Source organism: Sphingobacterium sp. CZ-2 (assembly GCF_004526235.1).
Taxonomy (GTDB): Bacteria; Bacteroidota; Bacteroidia; order Sphingobacteriales; family Sphingobacteriaceae; genus Sphingobacterium; species Sphingobacterium tenebrionis.
This window is the reverse complement of record NZ_CP038159.1, coordinates 1674661-1693550: the sequence shown is the minus strand read 5'-3', so window position 1 is coordinate 1693550 and position 18890 is coordinate 1674661. Positions and strand designations below refer to the sequence as shown.

16 protein-coding genes are annotated in these 18890 nt (G+C 41.1%); 7 read left to right on the top strand and 9 right to left on the bottom strand.

Translation table 11 applies throughout. The features are described from left to right. Positions 1-111: 111 nt before the first annotated feature. The 6 genes from rpsA to E3D81_RS07580 all read right to left on the bottom strand — a co-directional run bounded on the left by rpsA (position 112) and on the right by E3D81_RS07580 (position 7589). Positions 112-2046 (bottom strand): 30S ribosomal protein S1, encoded by a 1935-nt coding sequence (rpsA, locus tag E3D81_RS07605; RefSeq protein WP_099366926.1) that lies wholly within the window; start codon positions 2044-2046, stop codon positions 112-114. Between the two features lie 111 nt (positions 2047-2157). After that, positions 2158-4311, bottom strand: a complete 2154-nt coding sequence (locus tag E3D81_RS07600; RefSeq protein WP_134777009.1) for an ATP-binding protein — start codon at positions 4309-4311, stop codon at positions 2158-2160. A gap of 49 nt (positions 4312-4360) precedes the next feature. Beyond that, a complete protein-coding gene (locus E3D81_RS07595; protein WP_099366928.1) occupies positions 4361-5332 on the bottom strand; it encodes a YihY/virulence factor BrkB family protein in 972 nt (323 codons plus the stop codon). Next, positions 5332-5742 (bottom strand): acyl-CoA thioesterase, encoded by a 411-nt coding sequence (locus E3D81_RS07590; RefSeq protein WP_134777008.1) that lies wholly within the window; start codon positions 5740-5742, stop codon positions 5332-5334. The genes E3D81_RS07595 and E3D81_RS07590 overlap by 1 nt, the downstream gene beginning before the upstream one ends. Positions 5743-5746: 4 nt before the next feature. Continuing rightward, positions 5747-6790, bottom strand: a complete 1044-nt coding sequence (gene mltG, locus E3D81_RS07585; protein WP_099366930.1) for an endolytic transglycosylase MltG — start codon at positions 6788-6790, stop codon at positions 5747-5749. Position 6791: 1 nt separating this feature from the next. After that, positions 6792-7589, bottom strand: coding sequence for a PASTA domain-containing protein (locus tag E3D81_RS07580; RefSeq protein ID WP_134777007.1), 798 nt, complete (start codon positions 7587-7589; stop codon positions 6792-6794). Between the two features lie 139 nt (positions 7590-7728). On the opposite strand from E3D81_RS07580, the gene E3D81_RS07575 reads away from it, so the two are divergent. Together E3D81_RS07575 and E3D81_RS07570 are read left to right on the top strand one after the other, a co-directional pair. Next, entirely contained in the window at positions 7729-8727 is a 999-nt protein-coding gene (locus tag E3D81_RS07575; protein WP_134777006.1) for a D-alanine--D-alanine ligase family protein, read from the top strand. Between the two features lie 81 nt (positions 8728-8808). Then, positions 8809-10056: an acyloxyacyl hydrolase gene (locus tag E3D81_RS07570; RefSeq protein WP_134777005.1), complete on the top strand. Its 1248-nt coding sequence runs from the start codon at positions 8809-8811 to the stop codon at positions 10054-10056. A 446-nt stretch (positions 10057-10502) separates the two neighbouring features. Here E3D81_RS07570 and E3D81_RS07565 read toward each other — a convergent pair whose 3' ends face one another. After that, on the bottom strand, positions 10503-13160 hold the full coding sequence (locus E3D81_RS07565; protein ID WP_134777004.1) for a M14 metallopeptidase family protein: 2658 nt from the start codon (positions 13158-13160) through the stop codon (positions 10503-10505). A gap of 133 nt (positions 13161-13293) precedes the next feature. Between E3D81_RS07565 and E3D81_RS07560 the strand changes: the two genes are divergently transcribed. Continuing rightward, on the top strand, positions 13294-14154 hold the full coding sequence (locus E3D81_RS07560; RefSeq protein WP_099366936.1) for an N-acetylglucosamine kinase: 861 nt from the start codon (positions 13294-13296) through the stop codon (positions 14152-14154). A gap of 11 nt (positions 14155-14165) precedes the next feature. Further along, positions 14166-14678 carry a glutathione peroxidase gene (locus tag E3D81_RS07555; RefSeq protein ID WP_134777003.1) on the top strand — a complete coding sequence of 171 codons (513 nt, stop codon included), beginning with the start codon at positions 14166-14168 and terminating at the stop codon, positions 14676-14678. A gap of 245 nt (positions 14679-14923) precedes the next feature. Here the strand turns inward: E3D81_RS07555 and E3D81_RS07550 are convergent, their stop codons facing one another. After that, positions 14924-15514 carry a thymidine kinase gene (locus E3D81_RS07550; RefSeq protein WP_099366938.1) on the bottom strand — a complete coding sequence of 197 codons (591 nt, stop codon included), beginning with the start codon at positions 15512-15514 and terminating at the stop codon, positions 14924-14926. Between the two features lie 154 nt (positions 15515-15668). Here E3D81_RS07550 and E3D81_RS07545 point away from each other — a divergent pair, with 154 nt between their 5' ends. Then, a complete protein-coding gene (locus tag E3D81_RS07545) occupies positions 15669-17000 on the top strand; it encodes a hypothetical protein (RefSeq protein ID WP_134777002.1) in 1332 nt (443 codons plus the stop codon). 92 nt (positions 17001-17092) lie between these two features. On the opposite strand, the gene E3D81_RS07540 is transcribed toward E3D81_RS07545, so the two are convergent. Next, on the bottom strand, positions 17093-17584 hold the full coding sequence (locus tag E3D81_RS07540) for a hypothetical protein (RefSeq protein WP_134777001.1): 492 nt from the start codon (positions 17582-17584) through the stop codon (positions 17093-17095). 114 nt (positions 17585-17698) lie between these two features. Between E3D81_RS07540 and E3D81_RS07535 the strand changes: the two genes are divergently transcribed. Together E3D81_RS07535 and E3D81_RS07530 are read left to right on the top strand one after the other, a co-directional pair. Further along, positions 17699-18016, top strand: coding sequence for a YbaB/EbfC family nucleoid-associated protein (locus E3D81_RS07535; RefSeq protein ID WP_099366941.1), 318 nt, complete (start codon positions 17699-17701; stop codon positions 18014-18016). A 19-nt stretch (positions 18017-18035) separates the two neighbouring features. Next, positions 18036-18719, top strand: a complete 684-nt coding sequence (locus E3D81_RS07530; protein WP_134777000.1) for a metal-dependent hydrolase — start codon at positions 18036-18038, stop codon at positions 18717-18719. The last annotated feature ends 171 nt before the right edge of the window (positions 18720-18890 follow it).

Sequence of the window (18890 nt, the reverse complement as noted above, 5' to 3'; positions counted from 1 at the left end):
CTTAAAAACATTCAAATCCTACATTTCCTTTCATAAAGCTAAGGAAATATAAGGCATAAAAAAAGCCCCGAATCTTACATTCGGGGCTTTGGATTATGTTTTAAAATCTAATTATTTAGATTTTTTTTCATCATCTTCCATTTGCTCTTTCAATTGAGCTAGAACGTCAAGATCACCTAAAGTAGATTTCTCTACAGAATCTTTAACTTTCTTCACTGCTGCGTTAGCAGTTTTAGCTTCTTTTTTACGAGCATTGAATTCCTCGATACGAGCTTCAGCTTTAGCATCTTCCCAGATACGAGAGTGAGAAATCACTAGACGTTTGTTCTCTTTGTTGAATTCGATGATTTTGAATTCAGCAACTTCGTCAACTTTCAATGAAGAACCATCTTCTTTTACAGAATGTTTGTTAGGGCAGAAACCTTCAACACCATATTGTAAAGCTACGATATCTCCTTTGTCACCAACTTTGATTACAGTACCTTCGTGAACAGAACCTTCAGTGAAGATCGTTTCGAAAGTATCCCAAGGGTTTTCCTCTAATTGTTTGTGACCTAAAGAAAGCTTGCGGTTTTCTTCGTCTAATTCCAATACCACTACATCTAATTTCTCACCAACTTTAGTGAATTCATTAGGGTGGTTAACTTTCTTAGACCAAGAAAGATCAGAAATGTGGATCAAACCATCGATTCCGTCTTCTAACTCAACGAATACACCGAAGTTAGTCATGTTTTTAACAACAGCTGATTGTTTAGAACCTACTGGGTAACGCTCAGTGATGTTTTGCCATGGATCTGGAGTTAATTGTTTGATACCTAAGCTCATCTTACGATCGTCACGATCTAATGTTAAGATTTCCGCTTCGATTTCATCACCTACTTTCAAGAACTCTTGAGGAGAACGTAGGTTTTGAGACCAAGACATTTCAGAAACGTGGATTAATCCTTCAACACCAGGGATGATTTCTAAGAAAGCACCGTAGTCAGCTACAGTAACGATCTTACCTTTCACTTTAGAACCGATTTCTAATCCTTTGTCTAAAGATTCCCAAGGGTGCTCTGATAATTGTTTTAAGCCTAATGCAATACGTTTTTTCTCGTCATCAAAGTCAAGAACTACAACGTTGATAGTTTGGTCTAATGCCAATACCTCTTTTGGATGCTCGATACGGCCCCAAGAGATATCTGTAATGTGAAGTAATCCGTCAACACCACCCAAGTCGATGAACACACCGAAATCTGTAATGTTTTTAACAGTACCTTCCAATACTTGACCTTTTTCCAATTTCGCAACGATCTCTGATTTTTGGTTTTCCAAATCGTCTTCGATCAATACTTTATGCGATACGACTACGTTTTTGAATTCGTGGTTGATTTTTACCACTTTGAATTCCATCGTTTTACCTACGTATACATCGTAATCACGGATAGGTTTGATGTCAATTTGAGAACCTGGTAAGAATGCCTCAACACCTTTGATGTCTACGATCAAACCACCTTTAGTACGTGATTTAACGAAACCATCAATGATTTTGTCATTTTCCAATGCATTGTTGATCTCTTCCCAAGATTTTTGTGTTTTAGCACGTTTGCGGGATAATACCAATTGACCGTTTGCATCTTCTTGAGATTCAACGAATACATCAACAGTATCACCTACTTTTAAGTCAGGTAAGTCACGGAACTCAGATAATGCTACTAGACCGTCTGATTTGAAACCGATGTTTAAAACAACATCTTTGTTGTTGATTGATACAACAACACCTTCAATAATTTCACCTTGATTGATTTGGTTAAATGTTCCAGCATATTCCTCTTCCAATTTAACACGCTCAGCATCGCTATAGTTACCGAATGCTTTCTCATCAAGATCCCAGTCGAAGTCTCCTTGTGGAGTACTCCAAGTGTTCGATTTGATCTCATCGATCAAATTTGAATCTGCCTCAGACTCAATCTTTTCAGTGTCCTTCACAACTTTTGTGTCAGCACCTTGTAGCTCTGCGTTTTTCGCCGCTAACTCTTTTTCTGCTTCTTGTTTTTTTGCCATTAATTAATTTTCTCCTTTTCCCTACGTGGTAGGGACTGCAAAGATACGAAAAAAGTTTATTTACAAGAGTTTAGATGAAAAAAAGTTTAGCCCATCGGAAGTCCTTGGATTTTACTCCTGATCATCGAATATCGGATAGATGGTTTTCAGGATAATTTCCGTTAGTTTTTTCTCGTTGAACGGCTTGATCAATATACCGTCGAATCGAACGCCTCTTTCCTTTTCCAGTCGCTTAACTTGGTCATTATCAGAGGATGTGGCTATTATTTTCACGTGGTCAAAGGCCGGGTTGATGCGTAGTTTCAGGAGCAGTTCATCCCCCGTCATCACCGGCATATTGATGTCGGTAATGATCACATCTATCTTTTCGCGGTCCATGATCTCCACTGCTTCCTTACCGTTCGTTGCCGTAAATACTTGCTTATGTAACGAAAAGAACTGCCGTAAATAGAGCAGATTCAAAGCGTTATCATCAACAATCAGCCAGCTGATGTTTTTTGGTAGGTCGTTTACCCGATTGGCCTCGATATTGTTCTTCCGGCGGTACCTTGGTGCTGGAACAGGGATCTCCACAATAAATGTGGTACCCGCGCCAGAAGCAGTCTTGAACCCAATCTTGCCTTCCAGCATGTTCACGATATTTTTAGTGATGTAAAGGCCTAAGCCAACCCCACTATCCACCTTGGTGGATTTATTCACCGTATAGTATTTCTTGAAGATGTTCTTCTTCAGGTTATCGGGTATCCCTTGTCCCTGATCGGAAACTTTGATCAACAACATGCCATTATCATTAATGTAGATACTGGTCCGAACTACCCCTTTGGAAGAATATTTAATCGCATTGCTCACCAGGTTATGTAAGATCTGCCGAACCTTGACTTCATCGGTATAGATCACCGTAGGTGCTTCCGGCTGTACATGATAATCCAGGGTGATGTTCTTTAAAGCTGCCTGGTTCTGATGGCCTTCGATCACTTCCATAACCAATTCTTTGAAATCAAAGAAGCTCGGTTCTATCGCGTCATGCTGATCGATCTTGCTCAAGTTCAATATATCATTGATGGTTTTGGAAGTCATGGTGATATTGGAATAGGCCGATTCCAACAACAGGATATCCTTCGGCTGATAGAGGTCTTTTCTACTCTTCAACAGATCCACAATACCGATCAAGGAATTTAATGGAGTTCTGATCTCATGGGTGATCTCTGCGAGGATGTCTGTCTTCTGTTCTGCCAATTTGGAGGCGTACACTTTTTCTTCCATCAGCTTCCTTTCGTAGTAGGCTGAGAAAAATTGGTAGTAGATCAGAATACAGATAATGATGAATACAAAGGTTAGGGAGATGATGATCTGCCACCTGAACGTCTCTGTACTGGAAATCAAAGAGATCAGGTCACGATCGGTTTTTTCCTTTTGTATCTGAAAGCGTTCATTATGGATGATCCGAACCAATTGATTGGCACTTTGCAATAAGGTGAAATTATCCGCTAGCAAAGCCCTTTCATTCTTCCGCAACCGGTTCAGGGTTTCTTGCAGTTCATTTAATTTGGTTCGGGTAAAGGTATTGTTATCTTCCAGGATCTCGACCAAAGTCTCCTGCAGCTGCAAACGTTCTGTTTCGTAAGTTTCATAGGCCTCGACGTTGATAGTATCCTGTTTTTTCTGGAATATACGTTGCAATAGGGGTTTTCTATCCAAAAGGATCTGCCTATTGCTCAAGGTTTTCTCGCTACTGAAAATACTATCCTTCTCAATTTTCGGAAGCGGCAGATCAAACATGGAATCCTTGGATGTTTCCTGGTGGAAATTCCGTAGGGTCTCTGATGCCAGGATCATGGAGTCCAGTTTTGCGTTCAGGGATTTATATTTCGGAATGAGATCCAGCACCTCCCGATTGGATTTTGGTTGATCATCATACCATAGGTCGGTCAATTCCTTGATATTGATCAGGGAATCAACAGATTTCTTAAGGTGGACCAGCTTGTTCTTGTAGTTTTCATAATCCTCACTGCTATAGGTGATGGAGAACTCCCGGAAATCATGTTCCGCTTCGTTGAAAACATCCAATAAATCGGAGAAGTCATTTTTATCGCTATTGATGGAAACGTAAATGGATTTGATCCGGTTCTGAATGGATTTATATTGGATAAACGAAAATATAAATACGATAACGAAGGTGATGAAAAGGATGATGATGGAAAATAATAGGATATTACGGACATTTCTGTTCCGCTTAGAGCTCTTCAATAAAGTCTTATCTTCCATATTCGACACAAAGTTAATTAAAAAGCCAAATAAATTAACAAGATGGTATTTAAGTATTGTTTGGTTTAAAAGAGTTGTATACCCTTGGCTTTACAATTTTAATACTTTGTTTTGATAAAGCAATACTGGCATTCAATTCAAAGCCAATAATAAGTATTAATGCGTTAATATACATCCAGATCATCACTACGATCAATGTTCCGATTGATCCATACAGTTTGTTATAGGCCCCAAAGTTGTTGATGTAGAAGGTGAAAAGGGAGAAGGAAAGCATGGCCAAAAGGGTAGCTAAGGTAGCTCCCGGGGTGAAAAGTTTCCATTTTTTTGTAGAGGATGGTCCAAATTTATAGATTAAACTGACGGTAAAAAAGTAGATACTGAAGAGAATCAGCCACTGGGCGATCTTGATCAGGGTGGCCCAAAAATATTTCAGGTCGTAATCGATATGTGTTTTTAGGTAGTTGATGAAGTAGTTGGAACCCGCATATAGCGCTATGCCAACTACCAGGGCAAGGACGATAGCGAAAACCAAACCTAAAGCGATGACCCGTCGTTGTAGCCAGGTCCTCGATTCTTTGGAAAGCGCAGCTTTATTGAAGGTCATCATCAAGGTAGTCATCCCATTGGTGGAGAAGAAAGTGACCAATACAAATACCACCGACAATAACCCACTGTTCTGTCTTTTGATGATATCGATCAGTGTAGTCTGTAGGACCTCAAAGGCATTGTTCGGCAAAGCCAATTGGATCAGGTCCAACAATTGTTCCTGAAAATTATCAACCGGGATATAGGGAATCAAGGTGAACAGGAAGATAATCCCTGGAAATACCGCCAACATAAAGTTATAGGCGAGGGAAGAAGCTTTGTTCAGAATGGATTCCCGGGCTATTTCTTGGAAGAAAAATACAAGTACAGTGTAAAGTGGCAACTTCCCAAAACCAGGTAGGGTGGCCCCTTTAGACCATTCTATCAAACGGTCATACGGCCTTACACGAAGAAGTTGTTGGTGTACTTTTTTCATTATCCTCCAAAAAATGGAGCCATTTTATCAACGAAAACCTGTGGTGGTTTGCAGGGTCTACCTTTTTCCATATCAACAAATACCAATTGGGTGAATCCGGTGTTCAGCAATTCGCCCGCTTCGTTAAATAGCTCGTATTCAAATTTAATCCGAATACCTGGTTTTTCCCTAATATAAATATTTATTGTGATCAAATCATCATACTTGGCGGCCTTTAAGTATTTGCTGTTCAAGTCTGTAACAGGTAGCATGACGCCCATGTCCTCCAACTCCTTATAGGAAACACCGGTACTACGCAACATCTCCGTACGTGCCACTTCGTAATAGGAAGCATAGTTGCCATAATAAACATAACCCATTTGATCCGTTTCGGCATACCTGACCCGGATTTGATGTTGGTAAGAGAACATAACCTTATTTTTTGATATTTCTTTCGTCCAATGCTTTTTGGAATTTCCGTGCGTTCACCAAATGTTCTGCAACGGTTTCTGCAAATAAATGGTATCCGGAGAAATCATCTTTCGCACACATATAGATATAGTTATGATGGTCGTAGTTCAATACCCCATCAATAGAGGCGATACTTGGCATCATGATTGGCCCTGGAGGCAATCCCTTATACCGGTAAGTGTTGTATGGATTATCAATGGTTAAATGTCTGTTCAGCACCCTACGGATGGTAAAGTCGTTGTTTGCGAAGATTACCGTAGGATCGGCCTGCAATAACATTCCTTTCTTCAAACGATTAAGGTATAGCCCTGCAATCTTTGGCATTTCATCCACGTGAAGCGCTTCTCCTTTAACAATAGAAGCCAGCACACTAACTTCTTGCGTGGTCAGGTTCAATGCTGCTGCTTTGGCCTTACGGTCATCATTCCAGAATTTGGTGTACTCCTTTGCAAAACGATCGATGATCTCCTTAGGATCGGTGTTCCAGTAGATTTCATAGGTGTTCGGAATGAACATGCTGAAGAAGTTATCTTTCGTGAAACCGTATTTTGTTGCCAATTGCTCATCGTTCAATAGCTGAAGGAAGGCGGTGGAATCCGCTTCAAATTCTCTGCCCAATAAACCTGCGAAATTTTCTTTTAAACGGATGTTCTGAAACCTGAATTTAACGGCTTCCTGATATCCCCCACGAAGATTTCCAATGAATCTGCGGTTGGAAAGGTCTTTAGATAATTTGTATTTACCTGCTTTGATACCTGCGGATTTCAGGTCCATAAATTTTGCCGCATACTGAAACAATGCCGGATTACTGACTACCCCTTCACTTTCTATCCGCTTCATCACTTCCTCATAAGGCTCGTTGCTCTTTACATAAAAGTAAGGCTCATCGGTGGCGATGGATGGTGCCATGAAAGTGAAATAGGCAAAACCTGCAGCGGTTAATCCTATGATCAATACGATAATTCCAATAAATAAAGGAAGGCTCGATTTTTTTCTGTTCTCTGCCATGTTATGGGTTTAGCGGGGTTGGAGTTTCGGGTGCTACTTCTTTTGGTTTGGACATGATCACATGGATCGCTGAACCGATGGAAATAATTCTTGCGCTGGTGTCTGGACTTTGGCTTTCGATGATCGCATTCAGGGAGTCGTTGGATCCATCTGCGAATTTAACAGAACCCAGTACCAACCCTACGCCAGCCAAAGCAAATTTTGCTTCGATCAAAGGCAATCCGACCAGGTTAGGGATTTCTACCTCACTATCACCACGGCCATTTCCAAGAATCAAGGAGATCTTCGATCCCTTAGGAACCATTCTTCCAGCACGTAACGACTGTCCGGCAAATTTAACATCCAATACCAAATCTCTAGCAATATCATTGATATAGGTAGTGTCCGCAATTTTCAAGGAATGGTTTTTCAGGATAGCCGAAGCCTCGATATAGGTCTTGTCGATCACTTCTGGGAAAGCAATTTCCGGTGCAGATTGTGTAATGATCGTCAGATAGATGGTCCGACCGCCTTTAACATGCGATTTAGGATCAGGATCCTGATCGATGACCAAGCCTGGTTTTGCATCCATCTGATAGATGGAGTCTATTTCATATTCTAAGCCTGCCTTATCCAAGATACTTAAGGCTTCATTGATATGTAGGCCTTTCAGCACTGGAACCTCCTGGGAGTCCCCATGTTTGGTGTAAATTTTCAGTCCAAAATAAATAAGGATGAACAGGACAATCAAGAAGATTATAGACCCGATAAGGTTTTTCCTGAAAGTGGCTGTCCTCAGGTATAAAAAGAGTTTCGACATCGATCTGTTGCTTTTTTAGTGTTGCACTATCAATATTAATTCCATTTTTTAGAATTTTCGAATTATCGATAGAATATAAGGGCAAAAATATTCGTTTTTCCTCGTATCTCAAATTATATTTGTTTCTTCAATGAATAATATGAAAACTAAAGTAGCCTTAATTACGGGTGGGTATACCGGAGAAGCCGAAGTTTCCTTCAAAAGCTCCGCTTTTGTGTACTCCCAATTGGATAAAGAAAAATATGAAGTGTATCCTATTGCCATTAATTTGGATGGTTGGTATTATACCGATGATCAAGGAAACAGGCATGAGATAGATAGACAGGATTTTTCTTTGGACATTAACGGCAAGATCAATTTTGATGTGGCATTTATCATCTTGCACGGTACACCCGGAGAGGATGGAAGGATACAAGGTTATTTCGATATGATCGGATTACCTTATACCAGCTGCAGCGCATTGACCTCTGCTTTGACCATGAATAAAGGCTATACCAAAGCGATCATCCAGGATATCCCCCAATTATACGTAGCAAAATCGGTGTTGCTTTTTGAAGCGCATCGTTCAGATGCTTTTAATACCGTTAAGGAAAAATTAGTGCTGCCTTTATTTGTGAAGCCGAATGCTGGTGGTAGTAGTATCGGGATGAGCAAAGTGAAATCCTGGGATGCGCTCCAAGAAGCCTTGGATAATGCTTATGATGCGGAGAATACCGGAAAGCAGGTTCTTGTAGAAGAATTTGTGGTAGGGCGTGAGTTTTCCCAAGGCATTTACCGCAATGCACAAGGCGAACTGCAGGTGTTGCCGGCTACAGAAGTCCGAACCACCCGCGAGTTTTTTGATTTTGAGGCGAAATATACCCCAGGACTGACCGAGGAGATTACGCCAGCCGATCTGAATGCTGATCAGAAAAGCCGAGCTGATGAAATCATCAAGGAAATATATATCCGGTTGAACTGCAGTGGGATGGTAAGAGTGGATTTTTTCCTGGAGAATGAAACAGATAAATTCTTTTTTATTGAGATCAATACGGTTCCGGGTCAGACTCCGCAGAGCTTTATTCCGCAACAGGTAAGGGCATCTGGTAGAACGGAAACTGCTTTTTACGGCGAATTGATCGAAGCTGCGCTAAAATAGCGGAATTTAGCCGCCATATTTAAGAATTTTTAACCTTGCTTTAGGATTTATTTGGTTATTTTTGATGGTTAACCATTTAAAATGACTCGATTATTCTACCGGATAATTTACTTGTTTGTTATTTTCTGTTCCCAAGGATTTGTATTTGCCCAGGATAGTCTTATCCAACAGCCAATTCAAAGGGAGACCATTATGCAAGGGGGCTACAAAAACCTGATCAGTGTCGATTTTCGGGCGGCAAAAGTCATTCCTACCGCACCTTTTTACAAAGGGATGGACAACGATTACTCGCTCTCCGAAAAAGGGATTTCCGCTCACCTGCAATATGCATTTGGTCTGCCTGAAGGTTCCTTTGGGAATTGTATTTTCCCCCAGACCAGCCAGGGAATTGGCTTAGCTTATTTTAATTATGGAAATGGAAAGGAATTAGGGAATCCAATGGCGGGGTATATTTTCCAGAATGCGGAGATCCTACGGTTAAACCAATTACTGGGTCTGCATTATGAATGGAATTTTGGCCTATCCACGGGTTGGAAATATTTCGATACGCATGAAAACCCAAAAAACGTAATTATTGGTTCCAAGGAGAATGCCTATATCAATGCGGGTCTTTTTCTGCGCTGGTATTTGGGGAAACGCCTAGCTCTGAATACGGGCTTTGATTTCACCCATTTTTCCAATGGAAATACGGAATATCCCAATTCCGGATTTAATACCAGCAGCTTTCGGTTAGGCTTACAATATGATCTTTCGAAAAAACTTCCGAACGCGGAAAAATGGCGGATGAAGAAGCAAATCCCAGCCTTTGAAAGGCATTGGAGCTATGATGTGGTGGCTTTTGGATCTTGGCGTAGAAAAGGAGTTTATTTCATAGGTAATCAGATTGCTTCGCCACACCGTTACCCCGTTTTGGGGGCATATATTGCACCCATGTACAACTTTGGGTATCGCGTCCGAGCGGGAGCATCCCTGGACCTGATCCATGATGGTAGTGCTAATGTGTATACCAAAGACTATATTGTAGGAACGGAACAGCAATTCTTTAAGCCTTATTGGAAAGAACAGATTGCAGCGGGAGTGTCAGCAAGAGCAGATTATATCATGCCGATATTTACACTGAGTATAGGATTGGGAACACATTTCCTTAATCGTGAAGGGGATTTTAAGGGTACTTACCAAAGTTTTGCCCTGAAAACAGGCGTCAGCAAAAGTGCATTTCTGCATATTGGCTATTCCATCAAAGATTTTCATGAGCCTAATTACCTGATGTTAGGGCTGGGATACCGATTCAATAATAGAAGAAATTCCTTATTATCAATTGTCAAGTGATTAGGACCTGAGTCCCTTAAAATAGGATAAAATAGGTTTAAGTTCGTGGTTTAAGTAGGTTTAAACCAAGGTATAAGTAGGTGTTTAGGATGCTTGACATACATTTTACATACTTTCACATTGCTTTCACCTTGGTTTTAGGAAGAACCAAACCGGTCTTAATTCAGTTTCCATACTTTGTTTTGAATGTAAATTTAAAATTGAATTTCCCAATTTGGGAATTGATTTCTATCTTTTACTATGAATATGATAAAAATAGAAGGAAGCAAAATTTAGAAGGATGAAATTAAAACCAATTAAAACAGGAATTTTATTAGAAAAGTATGAAGATGAAAACTTCCCTATTGAACTTCTAAGCTCAATCAATAAAAAAGAAAATTATCTTTCATAAAAAGAGCTGCTAATTTTAAGATAGCAGCTCTTTTTATCATTAAAGGATTAAAAACCTATTGCAATTGGTTGAATAAGAATTTAAAAGTCCCGTGTGTTTGCGCCCTGAAGTTGATGTCATTACCAAAGGAAACCAATTTTCCTTTGCCAATATTCGTTTCAAAGGCCAGAACACCATCCTTCAGGTATTTTTCTCCCCAAGACCAACCTGATTTTAATACCTTTTCACTATCAAACCAGATCAACGGTGTAATATCCTTATTGGTGATCTTATACAGATTGTCATTGGAATAATAAAGATCGATCTGATCTCCATATCCCCAAGTGCTCGGCACACCCGAATTTACTTTGGCAGTCAATACAGAACCTGGAGTATAGAATTCCGTTCTTTTCAAAGGCACTTTGTTTTGATCGACCAATGCATCTTCCACGCCCAATTTAAGGTGTTCAGCAAGATCGGAACTGTTGCCTATCGTGATTACCTTGCCGCCTTTTTCCATAAATTCCTGCAAGACAGGGATGGATTTATCGGCGCTCAATCTGCCCCAACGATTCTTATACTCTGCCGGAATATGGTCAGGCATCGCCATTTCTCCTCTATTCCCAGGTCGAGTTGTTGTGGAAGTTCCAAATCTTGGGATCGCTCCGCCAGGGAAGATCAAGACATCAAACTTACTATTCAGATTGCCCTTGTCGATATCCGCAGGGAAGACCAGTTCGAAATTATAATGATGCTGTTCCAGATTGAACCTTAACCAGCCCGAAGCCATAGAACCTCCATAGGTATCCCATAAACCAATCCGAAGGGATTTTAATGGTTTTACACTTTTTGGAAGTGCATTGGCGCCTGCAGCATCAAAGGTAAGGGCCATATTTCCTTTGTTCTCGATATAGAAATCTCCTGAAACCTGATCACGCCAAACCTTACCTTTATTGTTCAGTTGTTGGTTGGCGATCTTATAGCTGTCATTGATCTCCGCTGGCAATTTAACGAATTTGCCAACCGGTTTTTTGCTGTTCAAAAGGGAGATCTGCTCACCGAGGATTAGGTCCTGGAATGGACCATTGAAATCTTCCAATATGCGATCGAACTTAATATCCATCAGGTAAGCCAAGGTCCATCCTGCTGCATCGTAAGGTGGGATCGGAGGGCCTCCTGGGTATTCGAAATCATCAGGGTGGTCCTGTGGTTCGAACATGTCCAGGATATGAGGACGGAAAGCCTGATTGGTTTTGATCACATAACTTCCGGCAGGGTAGGATGTGCCATTGACGGTAAAATCAGCCGTTGCCTGTTTAACTTCGATGCCGTTCTGGATTAAAGCATTCAGGAATTTTTTGGCCGTACTGAAGTCCTTTTGGTCGGACGGAAGAATATATCCCCTTGGATCCCGCAGGTTTTTATTTCCGAACAAGGTCTCCAAACTTCTTTTTTCGAAACCACGGGTCATTTCTCTGGTAGAGGAAATGTTGCTCCCTTTCATGGCCGAATCAATCAATGCTACTTTACTCGGTGATAATGGCCAGAAATCCTTGGATCCTCGTTCAATCGAGTTGCGACCCATCCGATAGATGTTATATAACACCTCATCCTTATAGCGAGCCGCATAGCCCATAACCGCATAGTTCAGCGAAACGGAGTAATCAATGGATTGTTGGAAATGCCATTTCTGTGGGATGACAGGGTTCTGGGTATCACTGGATGGAATTAACCTTTTGGACACCAATGGAATTTCATAAGGTGTGGGATTTCCGATGATTTCGGTCAATAAACCGATCATGTTGTGGAAATAGGTGGTTGTTCGCAGACCACCATTATACCAGGTGGAAAAGACGGAACCACCTTTTGCGGTATATCCCGGTTTATTTTCGGCGTTCAGCCTGGAGGACATGGCTGCCCCAAGGGCATCGATTCCCGACATCAGCAAAGGATCGAATACATAATTGAAAGGATCCCGATAGGGTGCTCCAGCCACCACTGCTCCAGCAGGCGCAGTTTGATGATGGTTGTACATGATCTGTGGGTTCCAATCGATGAACAATTGCCGTGCAATGTTCTGGCTTTCCTTAAGGTTGAGCATAAAGAAATCTCGATTGTTATCATGTCCAGCATATTTTTGATAGAGGACAGGAATCAGACTGGTGCTTCTTTTCTGCGGGTCAGTATGGCGCATATACCAATCGCCTACCAGTTCATGGCCATCGGGATTGGCATGTGTCATTAATATGATCGAATTATCCAAGATCCTTTTGGTCTCTTCATCGTTTGCAGATGCTAAGAGATAGGCCGTTTGGATCAACTGGTGGGTAGCCACCACTTCGGTGGAATGTAGTCCGCCATCAATCCACACCACGGATTTTCCCTCTTTCGCTAATTGCTTAGCGGCTTCTTCCGAGATCTTTGCCTTCGCTAAATCTGTAGCGATCTTCTGGTACTTCGCGAGTTCCTTCAGGTTCTCTGGGGAACTGATGATGAGCATGATCTGGTCTCTACCTTCTTCGGTTTTACCGATCACCTGGAGCTTTACCCGATTGGATTGCTGAGCCAGTTTTTTGAAATAGGCTTCTGTTTGGGTATAGTTCGTTAGTTGATAATCATCTCCGATATTAAATCCAAAATGCGATTTCGGATGGCTGACTTCCTGGGCCTGTACCGATTGGAATGCAAGTAAGGCTGCAGCGATCAACCAAAAAGGTTTTCGAAATTTTATCATAATTAGAAAGGGTTAAATAATCATCATAAAGATAGAAAAGGAATATGAAATGCCTCTTTTTTTATCCGTATAAAATGCACTTTCACGATAATATTACATTTCGTATATTTGGGTTTGATGAGAATTAAATAATATGATTTTAGTTGCAGATAGTGGTTCATCAAGATCCGATTGGATGCTCCATCTTCCAGATAGTAAACCCTTAAGTTTTAGTACCAAAGGCCTTAATCCATTTTTTGTGAGTGAAAAGGAAATCGCTAATACCCTTTCCGGTGTTCCCGAGATCATTCCCTATATCAATGAGATCAATGAAGTATATTTCTTTGGTGCGGGATGCTCTACTCCTGATCGTAGGGAGTTGGTATCCAATGCCTTGTCGGAGATTTTTCCCAGTTCCTATGTTGCAGTAGAAAGCGATCTGCTCGGCTCTGCCTATGCTACTTTTGGTTCGGGCAAAGGCCTGATCTCGAATTTAGGGACAGGGTCGGACATCAGCTATTTTGATGGTGAAGGTTTGTCCACAAGCATCCACGGGATCGGTTATGTGTTGGGGGATGAAGGTTCGGGTGCCTGGTTCGGTAAACAATTGATAACTGCTTACCTCTACGAATCCATGCCTAGGGATCTGATGCGTATTTTCCAGGAAGTGCATCCGATTACCAAGGATATCATTATCAAGAATGTCTACCAAAGGGATCGTCCGAATGCCTATTTGGCAAGTTTTGCGAAATTCATGGGGGATAACCGTTCGCATCCATTTATTGATAACCTGTTGAGGAATGGTTTTGATGAATTTGTGCGGACAAATATCATGACTTATCCTAATTTCTGGGAATATGAATGTCATTTTGTGGGTCAGATAGCCTATAATTTTGATATCCATTTGCGGGAGGTGTGTAATCTACATGGGGTTAAGATTGGCACGATTTTGAAGAATCCTATAGAGCAGCTTTTTCATTTTGTGGTGAATAGGGAGCTGAATGTTGAAATATAAAATTTAAAAAGATGATTTATTCGATATTAATGGTTTTTACCATGCTGTTCAATCAGCCGACGGTTTATGATTATAGCTTTAAGACCTTGGATGGGAAGAAAGTTTCCTTGTCTGAGTTCAAGGGCAAGCAGATTTTGATCGTTAATACGGCTTCAAAATGTGGTTTTACCAAGCAGTATAAGGAACTGCAGGAGTTATCTGATAAGTACGGAAAGGATTTGGTCGTAATTGGTTTTCCTTCGGATAATTTTAAAGGCCAGGAATTTGATAGTAATGAAGAAATTGCAGCCTTTTGTGAGGAGAATTATGGCGTGAAATTTTTGTTGTCGGAAAAGGTGGATGTGACGGGGGAGAAGATGATCCCGTTGTTCAAGTATCTGACGACTGCAAAGAACCCTGATTTTACCGGAGCAATCAATTGGAATTTTGAGAAGTTTTTGATTGGTAAGGATGGGAAATTAGCGCATAGATATAGATCGAAGGTAACGCCTTTGGATGAAAGTATTGTGAAGGAGTTGAAGTAACTCTACCGTCATTGCGAGGAAAGATACCGTCATTGCGAGGAACTCTACCGTCATTGCGAGGAACGAAGCAATCTTTCAACCCATGTCATCCTGAGCGAAGTCGAAGGATCTACATTTGGTACCCGTACAGATCCTTCGACGTTGCTCAGGATGACATGAATACAAAGATTGCTTCGTCGTACCTCCTCGCAATGACGTATAATACCTCGCAATGACGAATAATACCTCGCCTTGGCCTATCCAACCTAACAATCCTCATCTTCCAGTCCAAAATAACAGCCCCTGCACCTCGGCTCATATTTATCCTTCTCGCCAAGCAAAACCCTAGCATCATCCAATTGCGTCCGATAAGAATAATTCGCTGGCGCGCCACATTGCACACATACCGCATGCACCTTTGTCACATCCTCTGCTATCGCCATCAAATTTGGTATCGGGCCAAAGGGTTGTCCCAAATAATCCATATCCAAACCCGCTACAATAACCCTGATTCCACGATTCGCCAATTCCTCACAGACATTCGGTAATTCCTCATCAAAGAATTGAGCCTCATCAATCCCCACCACTTTCGTTTCATTACTCAACAACAATATCGCTGAAGAATGGGAAACCGGCGTAGAAGGAATCGCATTGCTATCGTGCGAAACCACTTCATTAGCGCCATATCTAATATCGATTTCCGGTTTGAAAATCTCCACCGGTAATTTGGCAAATTGAGCCCTTTTAAGCCTCCGAATCAACTCCTCCGTTTTTCCAGAAAACATCGATCCACAGATCACTTCGATACTGCCAATACAATCTCTTCTACGGTGGAAATTATGTTCAGAAAATAACATCATAGGACTTCGTTTTGCTTACGAATATCAGAATAAAATCCTATTTTTGATTGAGCATCATCGAATAAAAAATCAAACTTAGTCAAACTCAGTTGGTTTGTTTTTTGTTCATATAGAAGAACAAGATAGAATAATAAAGGATCAAAACAGCATTATGGCTTATAAAGAACAAGATATTTTAGGTAAAATCGGCGACTTATTGGTGGAGATCAATGAGCAGTACGCTTCATTGGATGGGAATCAGATTTCAGGACATCGGACAGAGATCCTTTTATTGGCCGCTCAGGCAAAATATTTGGCAGCACACCTAGATGTATTGGCCAACCTACAAGTAGAAAAGGAACCTCGATTATTGGCTGCTTCACCGGTTTCAAATGAACCTGTGCAAGGGGAGTCTACGAAAGACCAGTCTACAAAAGAGGATTCTTCGAATGTTGAATCTGCAAAAGAGGAAGATACTGTTTTTACACCGGCGGTTCAGGTGGATGAACATGAAGCGGATGATCAACCGGTCGTAAATGAGATTCAGGAAGTGGAGGCTGATGGAAATATTGAAGCAGAAACAGCAACAGAAAACCCAGATGCAGTAAAAACTGAAAAAGAAGAGGTATCGAATAATGATGCTCCTGTGATAGAGGAATACGACGAAGAGATTCCATTCTCCAGTACCTTTGGAGCGAAGAGCAACAAAGAAAATGATGCGGTAGTAGAGGAATATCAAGAGGAAGAAGAAAAAGAACAAACAACGGTGAAATCTGAGGAGGAGGCAAAGGATTCTGAGCAAGATTTAGAAAACCCTGAAGAAGATAATAAGCAGGAAGGGGAAACCGACGCTGATAAAGAAGAATTAGCGGAGGCAAGTACTTCCATAACGGATTCTCTACAATCTCCAGTACATACTTCAAGCTCCAATTACACTTCGGTAAGACCAGCTTATGAAGAAGAAGCTAAGGAAGACTCCAAAGTAGAAGCTAAGGAAGAATCCAAAGTAGAGCCAAAAGAAGAAACAACTCCTGAAAGATCTGCATCAATCTCCTCTGAACCGGTGGTAAACCAGGTTCGCATTGAGGAAAAAGAGGTAAGGATTGAGGAACCGGCGGAAAAAGAGGTGACGTTAAATGATCTTGCCAAACAAGCAGAGGCGAAACCAAGTAGGCCATTGACATTGAACGAACTCATCCAACAACAGAAACGTGCTGGATTGACAAATGTGCAGCAGTTCAATACGTCTGCTAGCCGAGGTTCAGAAACGGTAGTGGATCTTAAAACAGCGGTCAGCTTGAACGATAAGCTCATGTTCATCAAAGATCTTTTCAACGGTTATAGTTTAGCTTATTCCGAGGCGATCGAGCTACTGAACAGGTTTGATAATTTTGCGGAGGCAGATGCCTTTTTGCAGACCAATTATGCGCTTAAAAATAATTGGGCAACCAAACCGCAAACCGTAGAAAAATTATATTCCATCCTAAGAAAGAAGTTCGTTTAACAACGAAGGAAATAAGTTGATCCAATAAAAAGAGGTCGGTCGCCATCAAGCAACCGACCTCTTTTGGTTATTTAAGATGTTAAGTCCTTTGTTTATAGCCCGAATTTCATCCAGTGGTTACCTTCATGCCCATAGATGAAATATTTGGATTGCACGATCTCGGCAAGGATCTCTATATCCTGCAAATAATCTGATCGTTGGGAACCAAAAGCTGGCTTTTGGATAATGTATACCTGATTATTTTCAACAGCCTTGCTTCCTTGGTATTGGGCGCTCAACAAGGTAGGCAACTTACTCAAGAAATCAGGGCTTTCCTGAATGAAAATCAAAATATCAATTTCAGCAAGATCATTTTCCAAACCTGCTTTCCTTCCACCGGCAACAGCCAAGATCTCTTCCAGGTAATCCGGTTCGATCTGCGAAGTGGATAAGTTCTGAATAAGCACTACTGGTCTGCTTTCCATAGGGATGAATTTTAGCTTATGGATAAGGATATTGATCTCCTCTTCGAGGGTTTCGTGTGCTTGTGGGTTGGTAGATGCTAAGTTGTCCGCTAATGCGGTATAATGTTTTAAATGATCCATTCTTGGAAAAAATATTGTTGCTGCAAAGGTAAGCAAGCTCGGCAAAAGAACCTATAAAGATTGTCAAGAATCCTAAATTATTCGTATTTTGGATGTTTTAAAAGATAAAATCATATGTTCGATAAGTTATTTGAAGCGCAACAACGTGCAAAGGAGATTAAAGAGAGATTAGACCATATTTCCGTATCTGGAGATGCTGAGGGTGGTAAAATACGTGTCATTGCAACGGCAAATAAGGAGATCAAGGAAGTGAAGATCGATCCGGAGTTTTTGGCAGAGGCAGATCAGGAAGAATTGGAAGAATTGTTGATCGTAGCGATCAATAAGGCCTTAACCCAAGCTGAGAACATCAGTCAGTCGGAAATGCAGGCAGCTTCCCAAGATCTTTTAGGAGGATTGGGCGGATTAGGGAACTTGTTCGGAAATAAATAATTATTCAAAAGGATTTAAAATGAAATATACCTATTACGGACATGCCTGTTTTGAATTTGATTTCGATGGGACGAAAGTCCTTTTGGATCCTTTCATAACCTATAACCCCATTGCTAAAGAGGTGAAGGCAGAAGATTTGGCTCCAGATTATATTTTCCTAACGCATGGACATGAGGATCATGTGGCGGATATGGTGACCGTTCAGAAGAAGAAGAATGCGACCGTTGCGGCAATTGTGGAGACGGCTAATTGGGTAAAGAACCAAGGTGTGCATGCAGATAAAGTGATTGACTTTAATCTGGGCGGAACTCTTAATTTGCCATTTGGAAAGGTGAAGATGGTTTTTGCGGCGCATTCTAACAGTACGCCTGACGGAAGTTATGGTGGATTTCCTGTAGGATTTGTGTTTATTGTCAAAGGGAAGACTATATATGTATCTGGTGATACAGCTTTGACAATGGAGATGAAGTTATTGGAGAGGTATCAGGTGGATTATGCCTTTTTACCAATTGGCGGACATTATACCATGGATGCGGAAGATGCAGTGATCGCTGCACAGTTTATTAAGTGTAAACATGTGGTAGGAACGCATTTCAATTCTTTCCCACCAATAGAAATTGATGAAATTGCAGTTGAGAAGTTATTCAGTGAAGCTGATGTGGATTTGACTTTGCCAGAGATTGGCAAGAGTTATGAGTTGTAAATAAACGTCATTGCGTGGCACGAAGCAATCTAAAAACGTCATTGCGTGGCACGAAGCAATCTAAAAACGTCATTGCGAGGGACGAAGCAATCTTTCGATTAGTGTAAAGATTGCTTCGTCCCTCGCAATGACGTTTTCCTCGCAATGACGTTTTCCTCGCAATGACGTTTT